This window comes from Isachenkonia alkalipeptolytica (assembly GCF_009910325.1).
Taxonomy (GTDB): domain Bacteria; phylum Bacillota; class Clostridia; order Peptostreptococcales; family T1SED10-28; genus Isachenkonia; species Isachenkonia alkalipeptolytica.
Genome location: NZ_SUMG01000017.1, coordinates 13,046 through 26,927 on the forward strand (window position 1 = coordinate 13,046; position 13,882 = coordinate 26,927).

At 45.4% G+C, this 13,882-nt stretch carries 14 protein-coding genes; 2 read left to right on the forward strand and 12 right to left on the reverse strand.

Going from position 1 to position 13,882, the window contains the following annotated elements; genetic code table 11:
- Positions 1-12: 12 nt before the first annotated feature.
- Positions 13-537 carry a YceD family protein gene (locus ISALK_RS11580; protein ID WP_160722456.1) on the reverse strand — a complete coding sequence of 175 codons (525 nt, stop codon included), beginning with the start codon at positions 535-537 and terminating at the stop codon, positions 13-15.
- 152 nt (positions 538-689) lie between these two features.
- A complete protein-coding gene (locus tag ISALK_RS11585) occupies positions 690-1,880 on the reverse strand; it encodes an acetate/propionate family kinase (protein ID WP_160722458.1) in 1,191 nt (396 codons plus the stop codon).
- A 268-nt stretch (positions 1,881-2,148) separates the two neighbouring features.
- On the opposite strand from ISALK_RS11585, the gene ISALK_RS11590 reads away from it, so the two are divergent.
- The gene (locus tag ISALK_RS11590) at positions 2,149-3,414 is read left to right on the forward strand and encodes a nucleotidyltransferase (protein ID WP_160722460.1); all 1,266 of its coding nucleotides are present in this window, start codon (positions 2,149-2,151) and stop codon (positions 3,412-3,414) included.
- A gap of 24 nt (positions 3,415-3,438) precedes the next feature.
- On the opposite strand, the gene ISALK_RS11595 is transcribed toward ISALK_RS11590, so the two are convergent.
- From ISALK_RS11595 to ISALK_RS11620, 6 genes are read right to left on the reverse strand one after another with little or no spacing between them, the layout of a single operon-like run.
- Positions 3,439-3,888, reverse strand: a complete 450-nt coding sequence (locus tag ISALK_RS11595) for an ATPase (RefSeq protein ID WP_160722462.1) — start codon at positions 3,886-3,888, stop codon at positions 3,439-3,441.
- A gap of 18 nt (positions 3,889-3,906) precedes the next feature.
- Entirely contained in the window at positions 3,907-4,383 is a 477-nt protein-coding gene (coaD, locus tag ISALK_RS11600) for a pantetheine-phosphate adenylyltransferase (RefSeq protein ID WP_160722464.1), read from the reverse strand.
- A 16-nt stretch (positions 4,384-4,399) separates the two neighbouring features.
- Positions 4,400-4,960, reverse strand: coding sequence for a 16S rRNA (guanine(966)-N(2))-methyltransferase RsmD (rsmD, locus tag ISALK_RS11605; protein ID WP_160722468.1), 561 nt, complete (start codon positions 4,958-4,960; stop codon positions 4,400-4,402).
- 26 nt (positions 4,961-4,986) lie between these two features.
- Complete coding sequence (gene recG, locus ISALK_RS11610; RefSeq protein ID WP_306770738.1) at positions 4,987-7,116, reverse strand: ATP-dependent DNA helicase RecG; 2,130 nt, start codon at positions 7,114-7,116, stop codon at positions 4,987-4,989.
- Between the two features lie 10 nt (positions 7,117-7,126).
- Entirely contained in the window at positions 7,127-8,710 is a 1,584-nt protein-coding gene (locus ISALK_RS11615; protein WP_160722528.1) for a DAK2 domain-containing protein, read from the reverse strand.
- Positions 8,711-8,755: 45 nt separating this feature from the next.
- Complete coding sequence (locus tag ISALK_RS11620; protein ID WP_160722472.1) at positions 8,756-9,112, reverse strand: Asp23/Gls24 family envelope stress response protein; 357 nt, start codon at positions 9,110-9,112, stop codon at positions 8,756-8,758.
- Positions 9,113-9,367: 255 nt separating this feature from the next.
- Here ISALK_RS11620 and rpmB point away from each other — a divergent pair, with 255 nt between their 5' ends.
- Complete coding sequence (gene rpmB, locus ISALK_RS11625) at positions 9,368-9,559, forward strand: 50S ribosomal protein L28 (RefSeq protein WP_160722473.1); 192 nt, start codon at positions 9,368-9,370, stop codon at positions 9,557-9,559.
- Positions 9,560-9,740: 181 nt separating this feature from the next.
- On the opposite strand, the gene ISALK_RS11630 is transcribed toward rpmB, so the two are convergent.
- From ISALK_RS11630 to pknB, 4 genes are read right to left on the reverse strand one after another with little or no spacing between them, the layout of a single operon-like run.
- Positions 9,741-10,388: a thiamine diphosphokinase gene (locus tag ISALK_RS11630; protein WP_160722474.1), complete on the reverse strand. Its 648-nt coding sequence runs from the start codon at positions 10,386-10,388 to the stop codon at positions 9,741-9,743.
- On the reverse strand, positions 10,389-11,045 hold the full coding sequence (gene rpe / locus ISALK_RS11635; protein ID WP_160722530.1) for a ribulose-phosphate 3-epimerase: 657 nt from the start codon (positions 11,043-11,045) through the stop codon (positions 10,389-10,391). It lies immediately after the preceding gene.
- Entirely contained in the window at positions 11,045-11,929 is an 885-nt protein-coding gene (gene rsgA / locus ISALK_RS11640) for a ribosome small subunit-dependent GTPase A (protein ID WP_160722483.1), read from the reverse strand. Before rsgA ends, rpe begins: the two co-directional genes overlap by 1 nt.
- A 9-nt stretch (positions 11,930-11,938) precedes the next feature.
- On the reverse strand, positions 11,939-13,879 hold the full coding sequence (gene pknB, locus ISALK_RS11645) for a Stk1 family PASTA domain-containing Ser/Thr kinase (protein ID WP_160722485.1): 1,941 nt from the start codon (positions 13,877-13,879) through the stop codon (positions 11,939-11,941).
- Positions 13,880-13,882 lie beyond the last annotated feature (3 nt).

Consider the following 13,882-nt stretch of genomic DNA (forward strand, 5'->3'; position numbering starts at 1 on the left):
ACTTACACCTCCTTAATCTTCTTCCAATAAGCCCTTGAGCTTTGCAAGTCTTGGATCAATGGTTTCTTTTGCTTCCTCACGGGGCGTGCAATTACAACTTCCCTCTTCCAGGTTTTGACCGCAACTGCCGCAAATCCCCTTGCAATCTTCTTTGCACAGAGGTTTCATAGGGGCTTTCATAATCAGCTCTTCGATGATGATTTCCTCTAAGTCTATCACATCATGGTCCACCACTAAAATGTCCTCTTCCTCGTCCATTTCTTTAGCTTCCTCTAAGCTTACAATCTCATAGTTTAACTTTAACTGCAAGGTCTCTTCAAACTTTTTCAGGCATCGGCTACAGCTGTTTTCTATCCGAGCCTCTCCGGTTAGACTTAAAAACATACCCTCCCGGGTAAAGAAAATCTTCCCCGTAGCCCGAATCGGTTCCTTAATCTTTAAGCTATGAACCCCTTCAATAGACTCAAGATCAATACTAAGGTCTAAGTCCAGATATTGATCGTGTTCTTCCTTTGCTTTTTTAAGATTTATTCTCATTATAACCCACCTCTTGAACATTGACAAATTTGATTATACAAACCATTTAAGGTTTTGTCAAGTACTTATATTTGACAGGGTTTAAAAGGACGAAGTCCTTTTATGAAAGGACTTCGTCTAACTATCAGGCACTGCTTAATCTTTAAAGGATTTTATACGAGGCTTAGGGTTTCCCGGGCAATCATTAACTCTTCATTGGTGGGAATTAAAATTCCTTGGGTGGTGGAGTCTTCGGTAGTGAAGATCGTTTCTTTTCCCCGAACGTTATTTTTACTTTCATCCACTTTGATTCCTAAGAATTCCAGACCGTCACAAATCGCAGCCCGGGATTCCGGAGAATTCTCACCCAGTCCCGCAGTAAATACCACAGCATCCAAACCGCCCATTTCTGCGGCATAGGCACCGATGTACTTTTTCACACGCTTATGATACAGGTCTAAGGCCAGCTTTGCTCTGTTGTTCCCCTTTTCCGCCGCTTCTTCGATGTCTCTGAAGTCACTGGATACTCCGGATACGCCCAGGACTCCGGACTTTTTGTTCATCACATTGTTCAGCTCTTTATAATCCATACCTTCTTTTTCCATTAAGAAAGTGGTAATGGCGGGATCAATATCCCCGCATCGGGTTCCCATGGCCAGTCCTTCCAGGGGAGTGAATCCCATAGAAGTATCCACGGACTTTCCGCCGTCCACCGCTGCAACGCTGGCACCGTTTCCTAGATGGCAAGTGACAAGTTTTAAGTCTTCAACGGACTTTCCAAGGAGTGCCGCGGCTTTCATGGCCACATATTTATGGGAAGTTCCGTGGAAACCGTATCGTCGAATTTTATGATTCTCATAATACTCGTAGGGCAGTGCATAGATGTAGGAATCTTCGGGCATGGTCTGGTGGAAAGCGGTATCGAATACCCCTACCATAGGCAGTCCCGGTAAGATTTCCTGACATGCATAAATTCCCATCAGATTTGGCGGGTTATGAAGAGGCGCCAATTCTGAGCACTCTTCTAGGGCATTAATCACGTCTTGATTAATTACTACGGAACCGGAGAACTTTTCACCGCCGTGAACCACCCGGTGTCCTACGGCACTGATTTCTTCCATCGAGGCAATGGCTCCGTGCTCTTTATCCACAAGAGCATCCAACACAATACGGATGGCGTCTTTGTGATCCTTCATTTCCTCTTCAATCTTTACTTTTCCGTTGTTTTCGGATTCGTGCTTTAGAAAGGAACCGTCAATTCCGATTCTTTCCGCCACCCCTTTAGCCATCAATCCTTCATTTTCCATGTTAATCAACTGATACTTTAACGATGAACTTCCACAGTTCAGTACTAAAATTTTCATAAACTTGCAGCCTCCTTAGAATTTTCTTTATTAGTGAATATAATTAGTGAATATTATTAGTGAGTCTATTGATGATTATTATTGATAATTATTTGTCTAATTTTAATCTGACACTACTAATAATAATAGATTTTTCTCTTTTTATCAAGGATTATCATGATAATATATGGTTTTTTTTCCCCTTATGATATAATCACTAAAGGAATAATCTCTTCCCCCATTTGATAAATATACAATATTGGGACTAAATAGTTATGGGAGGCCTTTTATGAAAGTACTCGGGGTTGTCACCGAATATAATCCGTTTCACAACGGTCATCAATATCATATAAAAAAATCCAAAGAAATTTCCGCCTGTGATGCTACGATTGCGGTTATGAGTGGACATTTTCTGCAACGGGGAGAGCCGGCTTTGCTGGACAAATGGCGCAGGGCGGAAATGGCGGTTCATTCCGGTGTGGATTTAGTCCTGGAGATCCCCACGGTCTATGCCTGCGCCACCGCAGAATTTTTCAGTTATGGGGGAATCCAGCTTTTAAACGCTGCCGGTATTGTCACGGATCTTTCCTTCGGCTCCGAACATGGGGCTCTTCCCCTTCTCCAAAGGATTGCCGAGGTTCTTGTAACAAGCCCCCCGACCTATGAGCGGTATCTAAGAGCCGCCTTAAGCCGAGGCCTGCTTTTCCCCGTGGCCCGGTCCGAAGCCCTGGCTCTTTATCTTAAAGAAAGGGATGGCGCCGAACACCGGGAAGCAAGGGAGCTGGAAAAGGTCTTAAAAAGCCCCAACAATATACTGGCCATTGAGTATTTAAAGACCCTGCGTCGAACCAACAGTGCCATTACCCCCCACACCCTGCAGCGAATCAGTGCTCCTTATCATGACCGAAGAATCCAAGGGTCTATTGCCAGCGCCACAGGAATACGGGAACATTTAGCCTCGGGGAAAGAAGCCGGGGCCCTCGCCGGCGTCTTGCCCGGGGCCTCCTTAACCCTCTTGAATGATGCCATCCAAGAAGGCTCCGCTCCGGTTTTCAGTCGTCATTTCGAGGATCTTCTCCTCGGTCTCCTCCGACGAAGCACCCCGAAGGATCTGCAAAGATTTTTCGATGTCACGGAAGGCATTGAAAACCGCCTTTGGACGGAAGGAAAGAAAAGCGCTTCCCTGAAGGAACTGTTGGAAAATGTTAAAACCAAACGCTATACCTATACCCGTATTCAGCGGATTTTAATGCATCTGCTGCTGGACCTGAATAAAGAGGACCTTTTTTCCTACAACCGAACGGGGGGCCCTAAATACCTCCGGGTGTTGGCTTTCAACCACCGGGGCCGGGGGCTTTTAAAAAAAATGCAAAAGCAATGCACCTTGCCCATCATTACGAATCTCAAACATTATCAGCCCCAAAATCCCCTGGAAAAATCCATGCTGGAATACGATCTGAGGGGAACGGATCTTTTCACCCTTGGTATGCCCGATCCTCAACGGAAAACCTATGCCTTGGAATACAAAAAACGGCCCCATTATTTCGAAGGCTAAAAGCTCGTAAAAAAAGGGAGTGGACTATTCATCCATTCCCTTTAATTCATTACGGTTTTTTTGCAGAGTTTCAAGTAGCTCTGTCAGCGAACCCTCCACCCCTTCTAACACTTCATCGGCATAATCCCTGGCACCCAATCGCATCTCCTTGGCACTTTCCTGGGCCTGCTGGATAATTTCTTCTCCCCGCTGTTTTGCCATTTTAGAAATTTCATTTTCATCCACGAGGGAATTGATATGTTTATGGGCTTCTTCAATAATAGTATCCGCATCATTCTGAGCCTCAGCTAAAATGCGTTGCCGCTCTTCTTTAATCCATTTTGCCTGTTTGACTTCATCGGGGATTTGAATGCGCATTTCTTTAATGAGTTCCAATACCTCTTCCTTATCCACCATGGCCTTTTGTGCAAAAGGAATCGAGGAACTCTCTTCAATCAAATCCTCCAACATATCAAGAAGCTGTAATACTTCCATTAACCTTCCCCCTTTATACTACTTTAGTTTATGATAAACCGCCTCTTTAATTTTCTCGGGAACCAAGCCTTCTATACACCCGCCGAATTTTGCAACCTCCTTTAGAAGACTGGAACTTAAAAACGAGTTTTTGTTACTGGTCATTAAAAAAATGGTTTCCACTTCATCGCACAGCTTTTTGTTCATCAAGGCCATTTGGAATTCATACTCGAAATCCGATACGGCCCTCAAGCCCTTAATAATGGCATCCGCATTTCGTTCCCGGGCATAATTGATCAACAGTCCGGAAAAATGATCAACCTCCACGTTATCGTATGCCGTCACACTGTCCTCAATCATTTTTACCCGTTCCTCTACCGTGAACAGGGAGGTTTTACTGGGATTACTCAACACCGATACAATTAATTTATCACAAATCTTCGAACCCCTATGTATAATGTCCAAATGTCCATTGGTTAAGGGATCAAAACTTCCCGGATAAATTCCTACTTTCATTGTTCACACCTCCAACCTATGCCTCCGAACGATTTTTTAAAACTCGAACAAAGGTGTTTCCGTATTTTTTCTCTTTCCATAAATCATAATGATCCGTGGGGATCTCTAAGGACTCTTTTTTATCCTGCTCGATAATCACCAGGCCCTGGGAGGCCAGGAGTTCTCCCTTTGCAATCATCTTAAGGGCTTCAGCGGCCAAGGCTTTCCCATAGGGAGGATCCAGGAAAATCAAATCGAAGGCTTGGTTCTCTTTACCCAGGGTTTCCAGGGCCCTTCGAAAATCCATTGCAAGGATCTTGCTTTGGGATTGAAACTTGGTTTTCTTTAAATTTTCCTCCATCACCGGGATGCTTCCCCGATGTTCATCTGCAAAGTATGCAAAGGCCCCGCCCCTGGACAGAGCTTCGATGCCAAGGGCGCCGCTTCCTCCAAAGAGGTCCAAAACCTTAGCACCCTGTACATAGAGCTGAATCATGTTAAACATCGATTCTTTGACCCGGTCCAAGGTGGGCCGGGTATTTTCCCCGGGAAGGGACTGCAGCCGCTGTCCCTTTGCACTGCCTCCAATTACCCTCATAATACACATTCCCCTTTACGCTATAATCAATCTCGGTAACGCTGTAATTTTTGATCAATGATTCCGCGAAGTTTCCGATTCTTCTCTAATTCCAGTCCGGGATCCTCTAACAATATTTTTTTTACATCCTGCTGGACTTTTTGAAGAATTTTTTGGTGTTGAAAAAAATTGGCGATTTTCAAGTTGTAAATCCCGTGTTGCCGAAGGCCAAAGAGTTCTCCCGGCCCCCGAATCTCCAGGTCTTTTTGGGAAATTTCAAAACCGTCATGGCTCTGCTCCATAATCTCCAGTCGCCTTCGGGTAGGCTCCTTTACCTTTTGATGCAACAGGTAGCAGTAGGACTGGTGCTGTCCCCGTCCAATGCGTCCCCGGAGTTGATGCAACTGTGCCAAACCGAAGCGCTCAGCATTTTCTATCACCATAACCGTTGCATTGGGCACATCCACCCCCACTTCCACAACCGTGGTGGATACCAGGACCTGAATTTTTCCATCGGTGAAGTCCTTCATAATCTGTTCTTTCTCTATATAAGACATTTTACCATGTAAAAGCCCAACTTTATAGTCCTTTAACATATTTCCCTGCAGTTGTTCCTGCAAATCCATGGCTGCATTTAAATCCAAGGTTTCCGATTCCTCGATAAGGGGACAGACCACATAAGCCTGCCGCCCTTTATTCAACTCTTCTTTGATCTGTTCATAGACCCGGTCCCGTCCTTTCATTTCAGCAGCTTGGGTTTTCACAGGCTTTCTTCCCTTGGGCATCTGATCAATTACCGAGACTTCTAAGTCCCCGTAAAGTATGTAGGCCAGGGTTCTTGGTATCGGGGTTGCACTCATAACCAGGACGTGGGGATTCTTCCCTTTTCCTGACAGGGTTTTTCGTTGGCGGACGCCAAAACGATGCTGCTCATCGGTAATGACCAGGCTTAAGTTCCTAAACTCCACCTTGTCTCCAATTACCGCATGGGTTCCCACCACCACATCGATTGTTCCCCGGCGTATTTCTTCCTGCATCCGTTTTTTCTTTTTCGGAGTCAGGCTGCCGGTCAAAAGACCGATGGAGATGCCCAGGGGCTCCAAAAAATGAGACAGGGTTTTGTAATGCTGTTTGGCTAATATTTCTGTCGGGGCCATCATCGCCCCCTGGGTATTCCCCGCTGCCGCCGCCACCAATGCGGCCATGGCCACCACGGTCTTTCCCGAGCCCACATCCCCCTGAACCAACCGACTCATGGGTGCCGAGCCTTTAAGGTCCCCAAGGATTTCGCCGATAACGGTTTTTTGAGCCTCGGTGGCCTGGAAGGGTAGTGTCTCCAGATAATTTTGAACTTCCTTTCCTCCCTGTAAGGGTGTCCCCTGTTGTTCTAAGACTTTTGCTTTTTTAAAATTCAAGGTGATCATCAAAAAGAAAAATTCCTCATAAACCAGGCGATATTTTGCCACCTTCAATCCCTTCGCCTTTTGCGGGAAATGAATATGCTCTAAAGCCATCCGCCGCCGACAGAGCTTGTTTTCCTCTATAAGAGGGTTTGGAAGATTTTCAAAGTTTTCCTCCGCCCTTTCCTTTATTCCCTTCAGCAGCATTCGAATAAGCTTCACCAGCTCTTTGTGACTCACGTCCTTAGTCAGCGGATAGATGGGGAATATCTCCTGCCATGAATTTTCCCCCTTATCTCCCAGCAGGATGAAATCGGGATTCGCCGTCTCCAGACCCCGAGGCCCTCTTTTCACTTCCCCGTAAATACGCATCTTTGTTCCGGGGGTGATTCTCTGGCTGAGATAGGGCTGATTAAAAAAGGTGATCACCATACTTCCGGTGTCATCCTTTCCCACCAACTGTAAAAGGGAAGGCCCCTTGCCAAAAGCCCTGCGGGTTTTCAGAGGATGGACTTGGAGTTCCAGGGAGGTTTTCTCCCCCTCCTCCACCTCCCGAATTTTCTTTATTTCCCGCCGATCCTCGTAGCCTCGGGGAAAATGGTACAGCAGGTCTTCCAGGGTTTCAATATTCAGCTTCAAAAACCGCTGCTCTTTTTTCGGTCCCACACCCTTTAAACTGCGGATGTTTGCTTGTAAATCCTCCACTGTCTCTCCCTCTTTTCCCCAACGGATTCCGGTTTCTTCCTCGGTTTTTTCTGTAAACAGAATAAGAAACAGTAACTGTTTCTTATTCTACGGAAAATAAATAGTAATATAGAGGCTGACCGCCGTAATATACTTCCACTTCACAGTCGGGATAGGCTTTTTCAATTTTTCCCTGAAGTTTTTCCGCGGACTTTTCATCCACCTCCGCTCCGTAAAACAGGGTAATGATTTCGTGTTCCTCGGTTATCAGGCTATCCAGCAGCTCCAGGGATACTTTTTCCGCATTTTTTCCCACAGCCTGGATCTTTCCGTTGCCGATACCAAGAATATTTCCCTTTTTAATCTTTTTATCATTGACCACCGTATCCCGAACCGCATAGGTCACCTGACCGGTTTCAATGTCTTCCATGATTTCCGTCATCTCCTGCAGGTTTTCCTCGGGGCTGTTTCCGGGGTTAAAGCCGATCATCGCCGTAATCCCCTGAGGGATGGTTTTCGTAGGAATTACCATAACATTTTTCTTTGACAACTCCTTCGCCTGATTGGCCGCCATGATGATATTGCTGTTATTCGGCAGGATATAAATGTTTTTCGCATGGATATCTTCAATGGCTTTCATGAAATCCTCGGTGCTGGGGTTCATGGTTTGTCCCCCTTTGATCACGTGGTCCACATTGAAATCCTTAAAGATTTTTTCGATGCCGTCACCGATGGACACGGTAATAAATCCAAAATCCTTTTCCTCCTCGGCTTCCTTTTCGGGGTGTTTATCCTTAAACTGCACCCGCATATTGTCAATCTTAATATCCGACAGTTCTCCCAGGGCCATGGCTTTTTCCATCACTGCTCCGGGATGGTTGGTATGCAGATGGACTTTAATCAGGTTTTCATTCCCCACCACCAGCATGGAGTCTCCCTGATCCTTAATTTCTTCCCGAAAGGCTTCCGGGTCGGCGCCCTCGGTGTTTATGATAAATTCCGTGCAGTAGGCAAACTCAATATCTCCGCTGACGTGCATATCATGATCGTGTTCCACGGTTTTTTGCATAATATCCAGATCCTCGCTGCTCAGCATTTCTCCTTTGAGGGCACCGAGAATTCCCAGGTAAATATAGATCAGTCCTTTTCCGCCGGAATCCACAACCCCCGCTTCCTTTAACACCGCCAGCATATCCGGGGTTCTTTTTAGAGTATTTTCCCCTTGATAGATTACTTTTTCCAGGAAGTCTTCAATATCCGTTTCTTTTTTGGCGATTTTTACCGCATATTCCGCACTTTCCCGGGCTACGGTTAAAATTGTGCCCTCCACCGGTTTCATTACCGCCTTGTAGGCGGTGTCTGCCCCTAATTTAAGGGCATTCGCCAAGTCTTCGGTGTTGAGGGTCTCTTTTCCCTTTACCCCCTTGGCAAAGCCTCTTAGAAGCTGTGAGAGGATTACACCGGAGTTTCCCCGGGCCCCCATAAGTGATCCGTTTGCCGCCGCTTCGGCGATCTCTTCAATATCATCATTATTTACGGCTTTTACCTCTTTCATGGCCGATTGCATGGTCAGGGACATATTCGTTCCCGTATCTCCGTCGGGGACGGGAAATACGTTTAAATCATCCACGATAGATTTATTTTTTTCCAGTAAATGGGCACCGGATATAATCATTTCTTTTAGCATTGAACCTGCAATTTCATTTGTTCCCAACTGCGATCCCTCCTTCTTCTATTTTTCTACGCGAATGCCTTGAACGTGGATATTTACCTTATCCACCTTCATTCCCGTTAGATTTTCAATATTGTATTTTACCTTTTCAATAATGTTATTGGCCACCACAGATATTTTTGTACCGAATTCCACAATCACAAACAGATCCACGGTAATAAGATTATCCTTTGTGGTAATTTTTACGCCTTTACTGGACTGTTCCCGCTTCAAAAGTTCCACAATTCCTCCTGCCGCCGTTTTAGTCGCCATTCCCACTAAACCGTAGCACTCCATGGCTGCGGTACCGGCTATCGTTGCAAGGACATGTTCATCAATCGTGATTTCTCCATATTGGCTCATAATTTTTCCTGACATCATAAAACCTCCTTAGAATAGTTGCTCTTATTCTCATTTCATGGTATTTTAAAAGTAAGACTTTTATCAAAAGTCTTTTTCAGTAACTATGAAAAGTTTTCTAACCTTTATTTTATAATAATCTCATCAATAGTGCAACTAGAGATGCTTTGAAAACTTTGGTGCCAAAAAATAAAAGACTTGCCAAAGTAGGATTCTCGTGATAACATTATAGTGTTTTAAAGGTTTAGACAACCCTTGGAGGAGGTGTAGATAATGGCTAAGGTTTGTGCAGTTTGCAATAAAGGAGTAGTATCTGGACATAGAGTAAGCCACGCTGTTAATCATAATAAAAGAACATGGGCGCCTAACTTACGACGAGTTAAGGCAATTATTGACGGGTCCCCGCGAAGAATTAAAGTGTGTACTCGATGCCTACGTTCCGGAAAAGTTCAGCGAGCTTTATAAGTCAAGATTGAAAATAAAAAAGCCTACTATCTAAAAGTTAATAGCAGGCTTTTTTACATCCTTATTGAATCGGTACGGTAAAAGATCTTTTTTTAAAGATCTTTTTTTATTTTTTGTTTTTGTCTTTTCCCCGGCATCTACATCGCCGGGCTCTTCCCCCGGGAACGGGGAAACCCTCACCCTAATCCCTGGCAATGATCCCCAGGAGCTTTCCTTCCCTGTAGGAAATTTCCGCTTCCTCAGTTCGTATAATATTACTGATGCCTAAGGTATGTCCCCGATACAAGGTGTGGTTTTCCAAGGGATATTCGAAACCCTTTAGGGTAATCCCCCCGACGGATTCGGTAATGGCCAGGATGGAAAAGTTTTCATTTTTTCTTCCCCGGAGGGTTGTATGCTTTTTAAGCAGCCATATTTCATTTTCTTCGTCCAACAGCACGATGGAAATATCCGAATCAAAAAAACCTTCCAGAAGCTGAATATTTCCCAGGGTATGGTCCATCCTCGAACCAAAGGCCCCGAGAATTTCCACTTTTTCAGGTTTTTTCGACACACTGTATTCAAGGGCAATTTCCGTATCGGTTTGATCCTTTCTCGAAGGGAATTTTTTCAAAGGGACCCGGTTTTTCTCCATCCATTTCTTTCCCTCAGGATCAATGGAGTCCATATCCCCCACTAAAAGATCCGGAACAAAATCGATGGCCCTTAAGTACTTCGAGGCTCCATCGGCACAAATGATGGAATGACCTTTTCCGGCGTTTTCTTTCAGTTTGCCCTTCAGCCAGGACAGGTTCTCAATTTTTCCGTTGGTTACAATGGTAATGTTCAATTAACCTTCCCCTTTCATACGAAGGTTTTGAACCGCTTTGGAAACGTCTTCGGTCTTGAAAATTGCAGAACCCGCCACAATGATGTCCGCCCCGGCGGATACGATTTCCCTTACGTTTTCCGGGTTGATTCCTCCGTCCACTTGAATATCCACTTTCAGCCCCTTTTCAGCAATCATTTCTTTCAGCTTTCGGATTTTTTCTGTCATTGCGGGAATGTATTTTTGTCCCCCGAAGCCTGGATTCACGGACATAAGCAGTACCATATCCAAGTCCTCCAGTACATACTCTAAGGTGCTGATGGGGGTGGCCGGGTTCAGAGAAACCCCCGCCTTAACCCCTTGGGCCTTGATCAGTTGGATGACCCGGTGGAGATGGACCGGCGCCTCCTGATGCACCGTGATAATATCCGCTCCGGCCTTGGAAAACCCTTCAATATACTTTTCCGGTTCTTCAATCATTAAATGCACATCAAAGATCATATCGGTTTTTCCTTTCAGGCTCTCCACTACTAAGGGTCCGATGGTGATGTTTGGAACAAAGTGTCCGTCCATTACATCGATGTGCAGATACTCACAGCCTGCCTCTTCCACGATTTTTACATCCTTTAACAGATTGGAAAAATCCGCGGATAAAATGGATGGTGCCAACTTCATGATTACCCTCTCCTTTTTTCATTGATCTCGGTCATAAACTGTACGTAATGGTTATATCGTTGCTGTGATATGGTCCCTTCCTCCACTTGGGCTTTCACTGCGCATTTCGGTTCCTTTAAATGAAGACAGGAAGTGAATTTACAGTTTTCCATATGGGGAAGGAACTCCCGGAAATAAAAACGCAGGTTCTCCCGTTGAATTTCATCGATGTCTAAATTTCCAAACCCCGGGGTATCGGCGATCCAGCTGTCCTGATCAACGGAGACCAGCTCCGTATGACGGGTGGTGTGCTTGCCCCGCTGGATCCGTTCGCTAACCTCCCCGGTCTTTAACTGAAGGCCCGGTTTGATGGCATTTAATAGGCTGGATTTTCCTACCCCCGAGGGACCGGAAAAAACCGATACCTTACCCTTGAGTTTATTTCTAAGATCATCGATGCCTCGATTTCCTTTTGCGCTGGTAAAAATCATGGGATAACCGGTGGGCTCATAAATTTCTTGAATTTCATTTTGGGTGATGCCCTTTTCCGTTTCCAAGTCTCCTTTGTTGATACAAAGAACCACCTCAAGGCCCAGATCCTCGGCAAGGACAATGATTTTATCCATCAAATTTAATGAGGGACTGGGATTTTTCACGGAAACTACAATGACCACCTGGTCCACATTGGCAATTTCCGGACGTTTCAGCTGATTTTTTCGACTAAGTACTCTCTCCAGCGTACCGGTTTTCTCCTCGGCATCCAAGTGAGAAACCTGTACCCAGTCTCCCACTAAGGGTTTTACTTTATCCTTTCGCAGGATCCCCCGGCCTTTGCATTCATACAAACCGTCCTCTAGACTTACATAATAAAAGCCGCTGATTCCTTTAATGATCCGTCCTTCTTTCATGAGCACCTCCTAAAAATTCATTCTAACTTCCCGTTGAAATTCTCCGTTAATGAAGATGTCAAAAACCTTTTGCCCGGAACCTTCCTCCCCCTCAATGGGAATCACCACTAGGGATTCTTCATCGGCATTATGTCTATCCCGATAATACCGTCGGTTTTCATTGATTTCACGAACTTCAATATCAACAGTTCCTTCAAGGTCTTCGATGTCAATCTCCAGTTCCTTCGTAATGATTTCCGGATCCGGTTCTTCTTCCTCTTCCTCCGGTTCCTCTCCGAGACTGAGGACCAGGTCCACGGTTTCATCCGGCTCCACGGTCTCACCGCTTTCAATGCTCTGGGAAATCACCCGGCCTTGGGGAACCTCTTCACTGAAATCCTCGGAAATCTCTCCGGGGATTAAACCGGTTTGCCGAATGATCCGTTCCGCTTCGATCCGTGTCAACCCCGACAGGTCCGGCATACTTTCCGGTCTTCCTTCACTGACGGTGAAGTTAACCTCGCTTCCTGCACTGACTTCCGAACGGAACCCGGGGTCCTGTTCAATGATCACCCCTTCAGGGAAATCACTTTCTTCGTAGGTCACCTCTCCGGGGATAAGCCCCGCCTCATCCAAAATCAGTTCTGCGTCTACCTCTCGTTCATGAATAAGATTTGGTACCAGGGCCATATCGGGACCAAGGCTTATCCGAAGGTCTACGGTGCTTCCTTCTTTTACAGATATTCCTGCCGAAGGGTTTTGACTGATCACGAAATTCTCGGGAACTTCTGCATCATGAACCTCTTCGCTTTCATACTCCAAATTGTGTTCCTCGAGAATCTCCACGGCTTCCTCCCGTTCCAGACCCACAACTTCCGGCATTTGGATATCATCATTTTCGCCGAAAAGCCCTTGAACATACAGGGCCCCCAGGGTAATCCCTAAAATAGCAATCAATGCCGCAATAATACCGATGGCAATCATGGGCTTTTTACTCTTCTTTTCCTCTTCTTCCTCCTTAACAGCGCTTCTTGAGCTCCTTTTTACTTTGTTGGAGTAATTTTTTTCTCCGTTTTTCCCGAGAACCTGGGTGGTGGCGTCCTGAGCATTCATTGAGGCCAATAAGGGGTTGGGAGCTTTCCCTTCCCCTTGAAGGTTATTGAAATCCTGAATCAACAGTTCTGCATTTTGATAGCGCATGGATTGCTCCTTTTCCAGGAGCTTTAAAATCAGAGCTTCAAATCCCGATGAAATTTCGGGATTATAAGTAGAGGGTTTTTCCGGTTTTTGCTGACTATGTTTTAAGGCGATGGCAATGGGGGTTTTCGCATTAAAAGGAACTCTTCCCGTAACCATTTCATAGAGGGTGATTCCCAGAGAATACAGGTCGGACTTTTCGTCCACATATCCGCCTCGTCCCTGTTCGGGAGAAAAATAATGCACGGATCCCACAATGCTTCCCGTATTTGTCAAGGTGGAGCTGGTGGTGGCAAGGGCGATGCCGAAATCCGTGACTTTTGCCAGAATCCGCCCATCTTCATCTCTTTGAATTAAAATATTATGGGGTTTGATGTCCCGGTGAATGATGCTGTTGCTGTGGGCATGTTTCAATGCCTTTGCCACTTGTTTTCCCACTTGTAAAGCCTCTTTTTCCGAGAGTTTTCCCTTTTCCTGAATGTATTTTTTCAGGGTGATCCCTTCCACAAGTTCCATAACGATATAATAAGTATCTTCATACTGCCCCACATCATAAACATTTACAATATTTGGATGAGAAAGACTTGCCGCCGCTTGGGATTCCCGCTTAAACTTATTCACTACATCCTTGTCTTGAATAAACTCCGGACGCAGAACTTTAATTCCCACGTAACGGTTCAGCAGTTGACATTTCCCTTTGTATACCAGGGCCATACCGCCGTCCCCGATCTTTTCCAACACTTCATAGCGATTGCCTAAAATATTTCCGATCATTAA

Bases quoted from the DNA above. Each gene is read 5' to 3' on its own strand.
- ISALK_RS11580 (WP_160722456.1), bottom strand. From the start codon at position 537: ATGAGAATAAATCTTAAAAAAGCAAAGGAAGAACACGATCAATATCTG.
- ISALK_RS11585 (WP_160722458.1), bottom strand. From the start codon at position 1,880: ATGAAAATTTTAGTACTGAACTGTGGAAGTTCATCGTTAAAGTATCAG.
- ISALK_RS11590 (WP_160722460.1), top strand. From the start codon at position 2,149: ATGAAAGTACTCGGGGTTGTCACCGAATATAATCCGTTTCACAACGGT.
- ISALK_RS11595 (WP_160722462.1), bottom strand. From the start codon at position 3,888: ATGGAAGTATTACAGCTTCTTGATATGTTGGAGGATTTGATTGAAGAG.
- coaD (WP_160722464.1), bottom strand. From the start codon at position 4,383: ATGAAAGTAGGAATTTATCCGGGAAGTTTTGATCCCTTAACCAATGGA.
- rsmD (WP_160722468.1), bottom strand. From the start codon at position 4,960: ATGAGGGTAATTGGAGGCAGTGCAAAGGGACAGCGGCTGCAGTCCCTT.
- ISALK_RS11615 (WP_160722528.1), bottom strand. From the start codon at position 8,710: ATGCTAAAAGAAATGATTATATCCGGTGCCCATTTACTGGAAAAAAAT.
- ISALK_RS11620 (WP_160722472.1), bottom strand. From the start codon at position 9,112: ATGTCAGGAAAAATTATGAGCCAATATGGAGAAATCACGATTGATGAA.
- rpmB (WP_160722473.1), top strand. From the start codon at position 9,368: ATGGCTAAGGTTTGTGCAGTTTGCAATAAAGGAGTAGTATCTGGACAT.
- rsgA (WP_160722483.1), bottom strand. From the start codon at position 11,929: ATGAAAGAAGGACGGATCATTAAAGGAATCAGCGGCTTTTATTATGTA.
- pknB (WP_160722485.1), bottom strand. From the start codon at position 13,879: ATGATCGGAAATATTTTAGGCAATCGCTATGAAGTGTTGGAAAAGATC.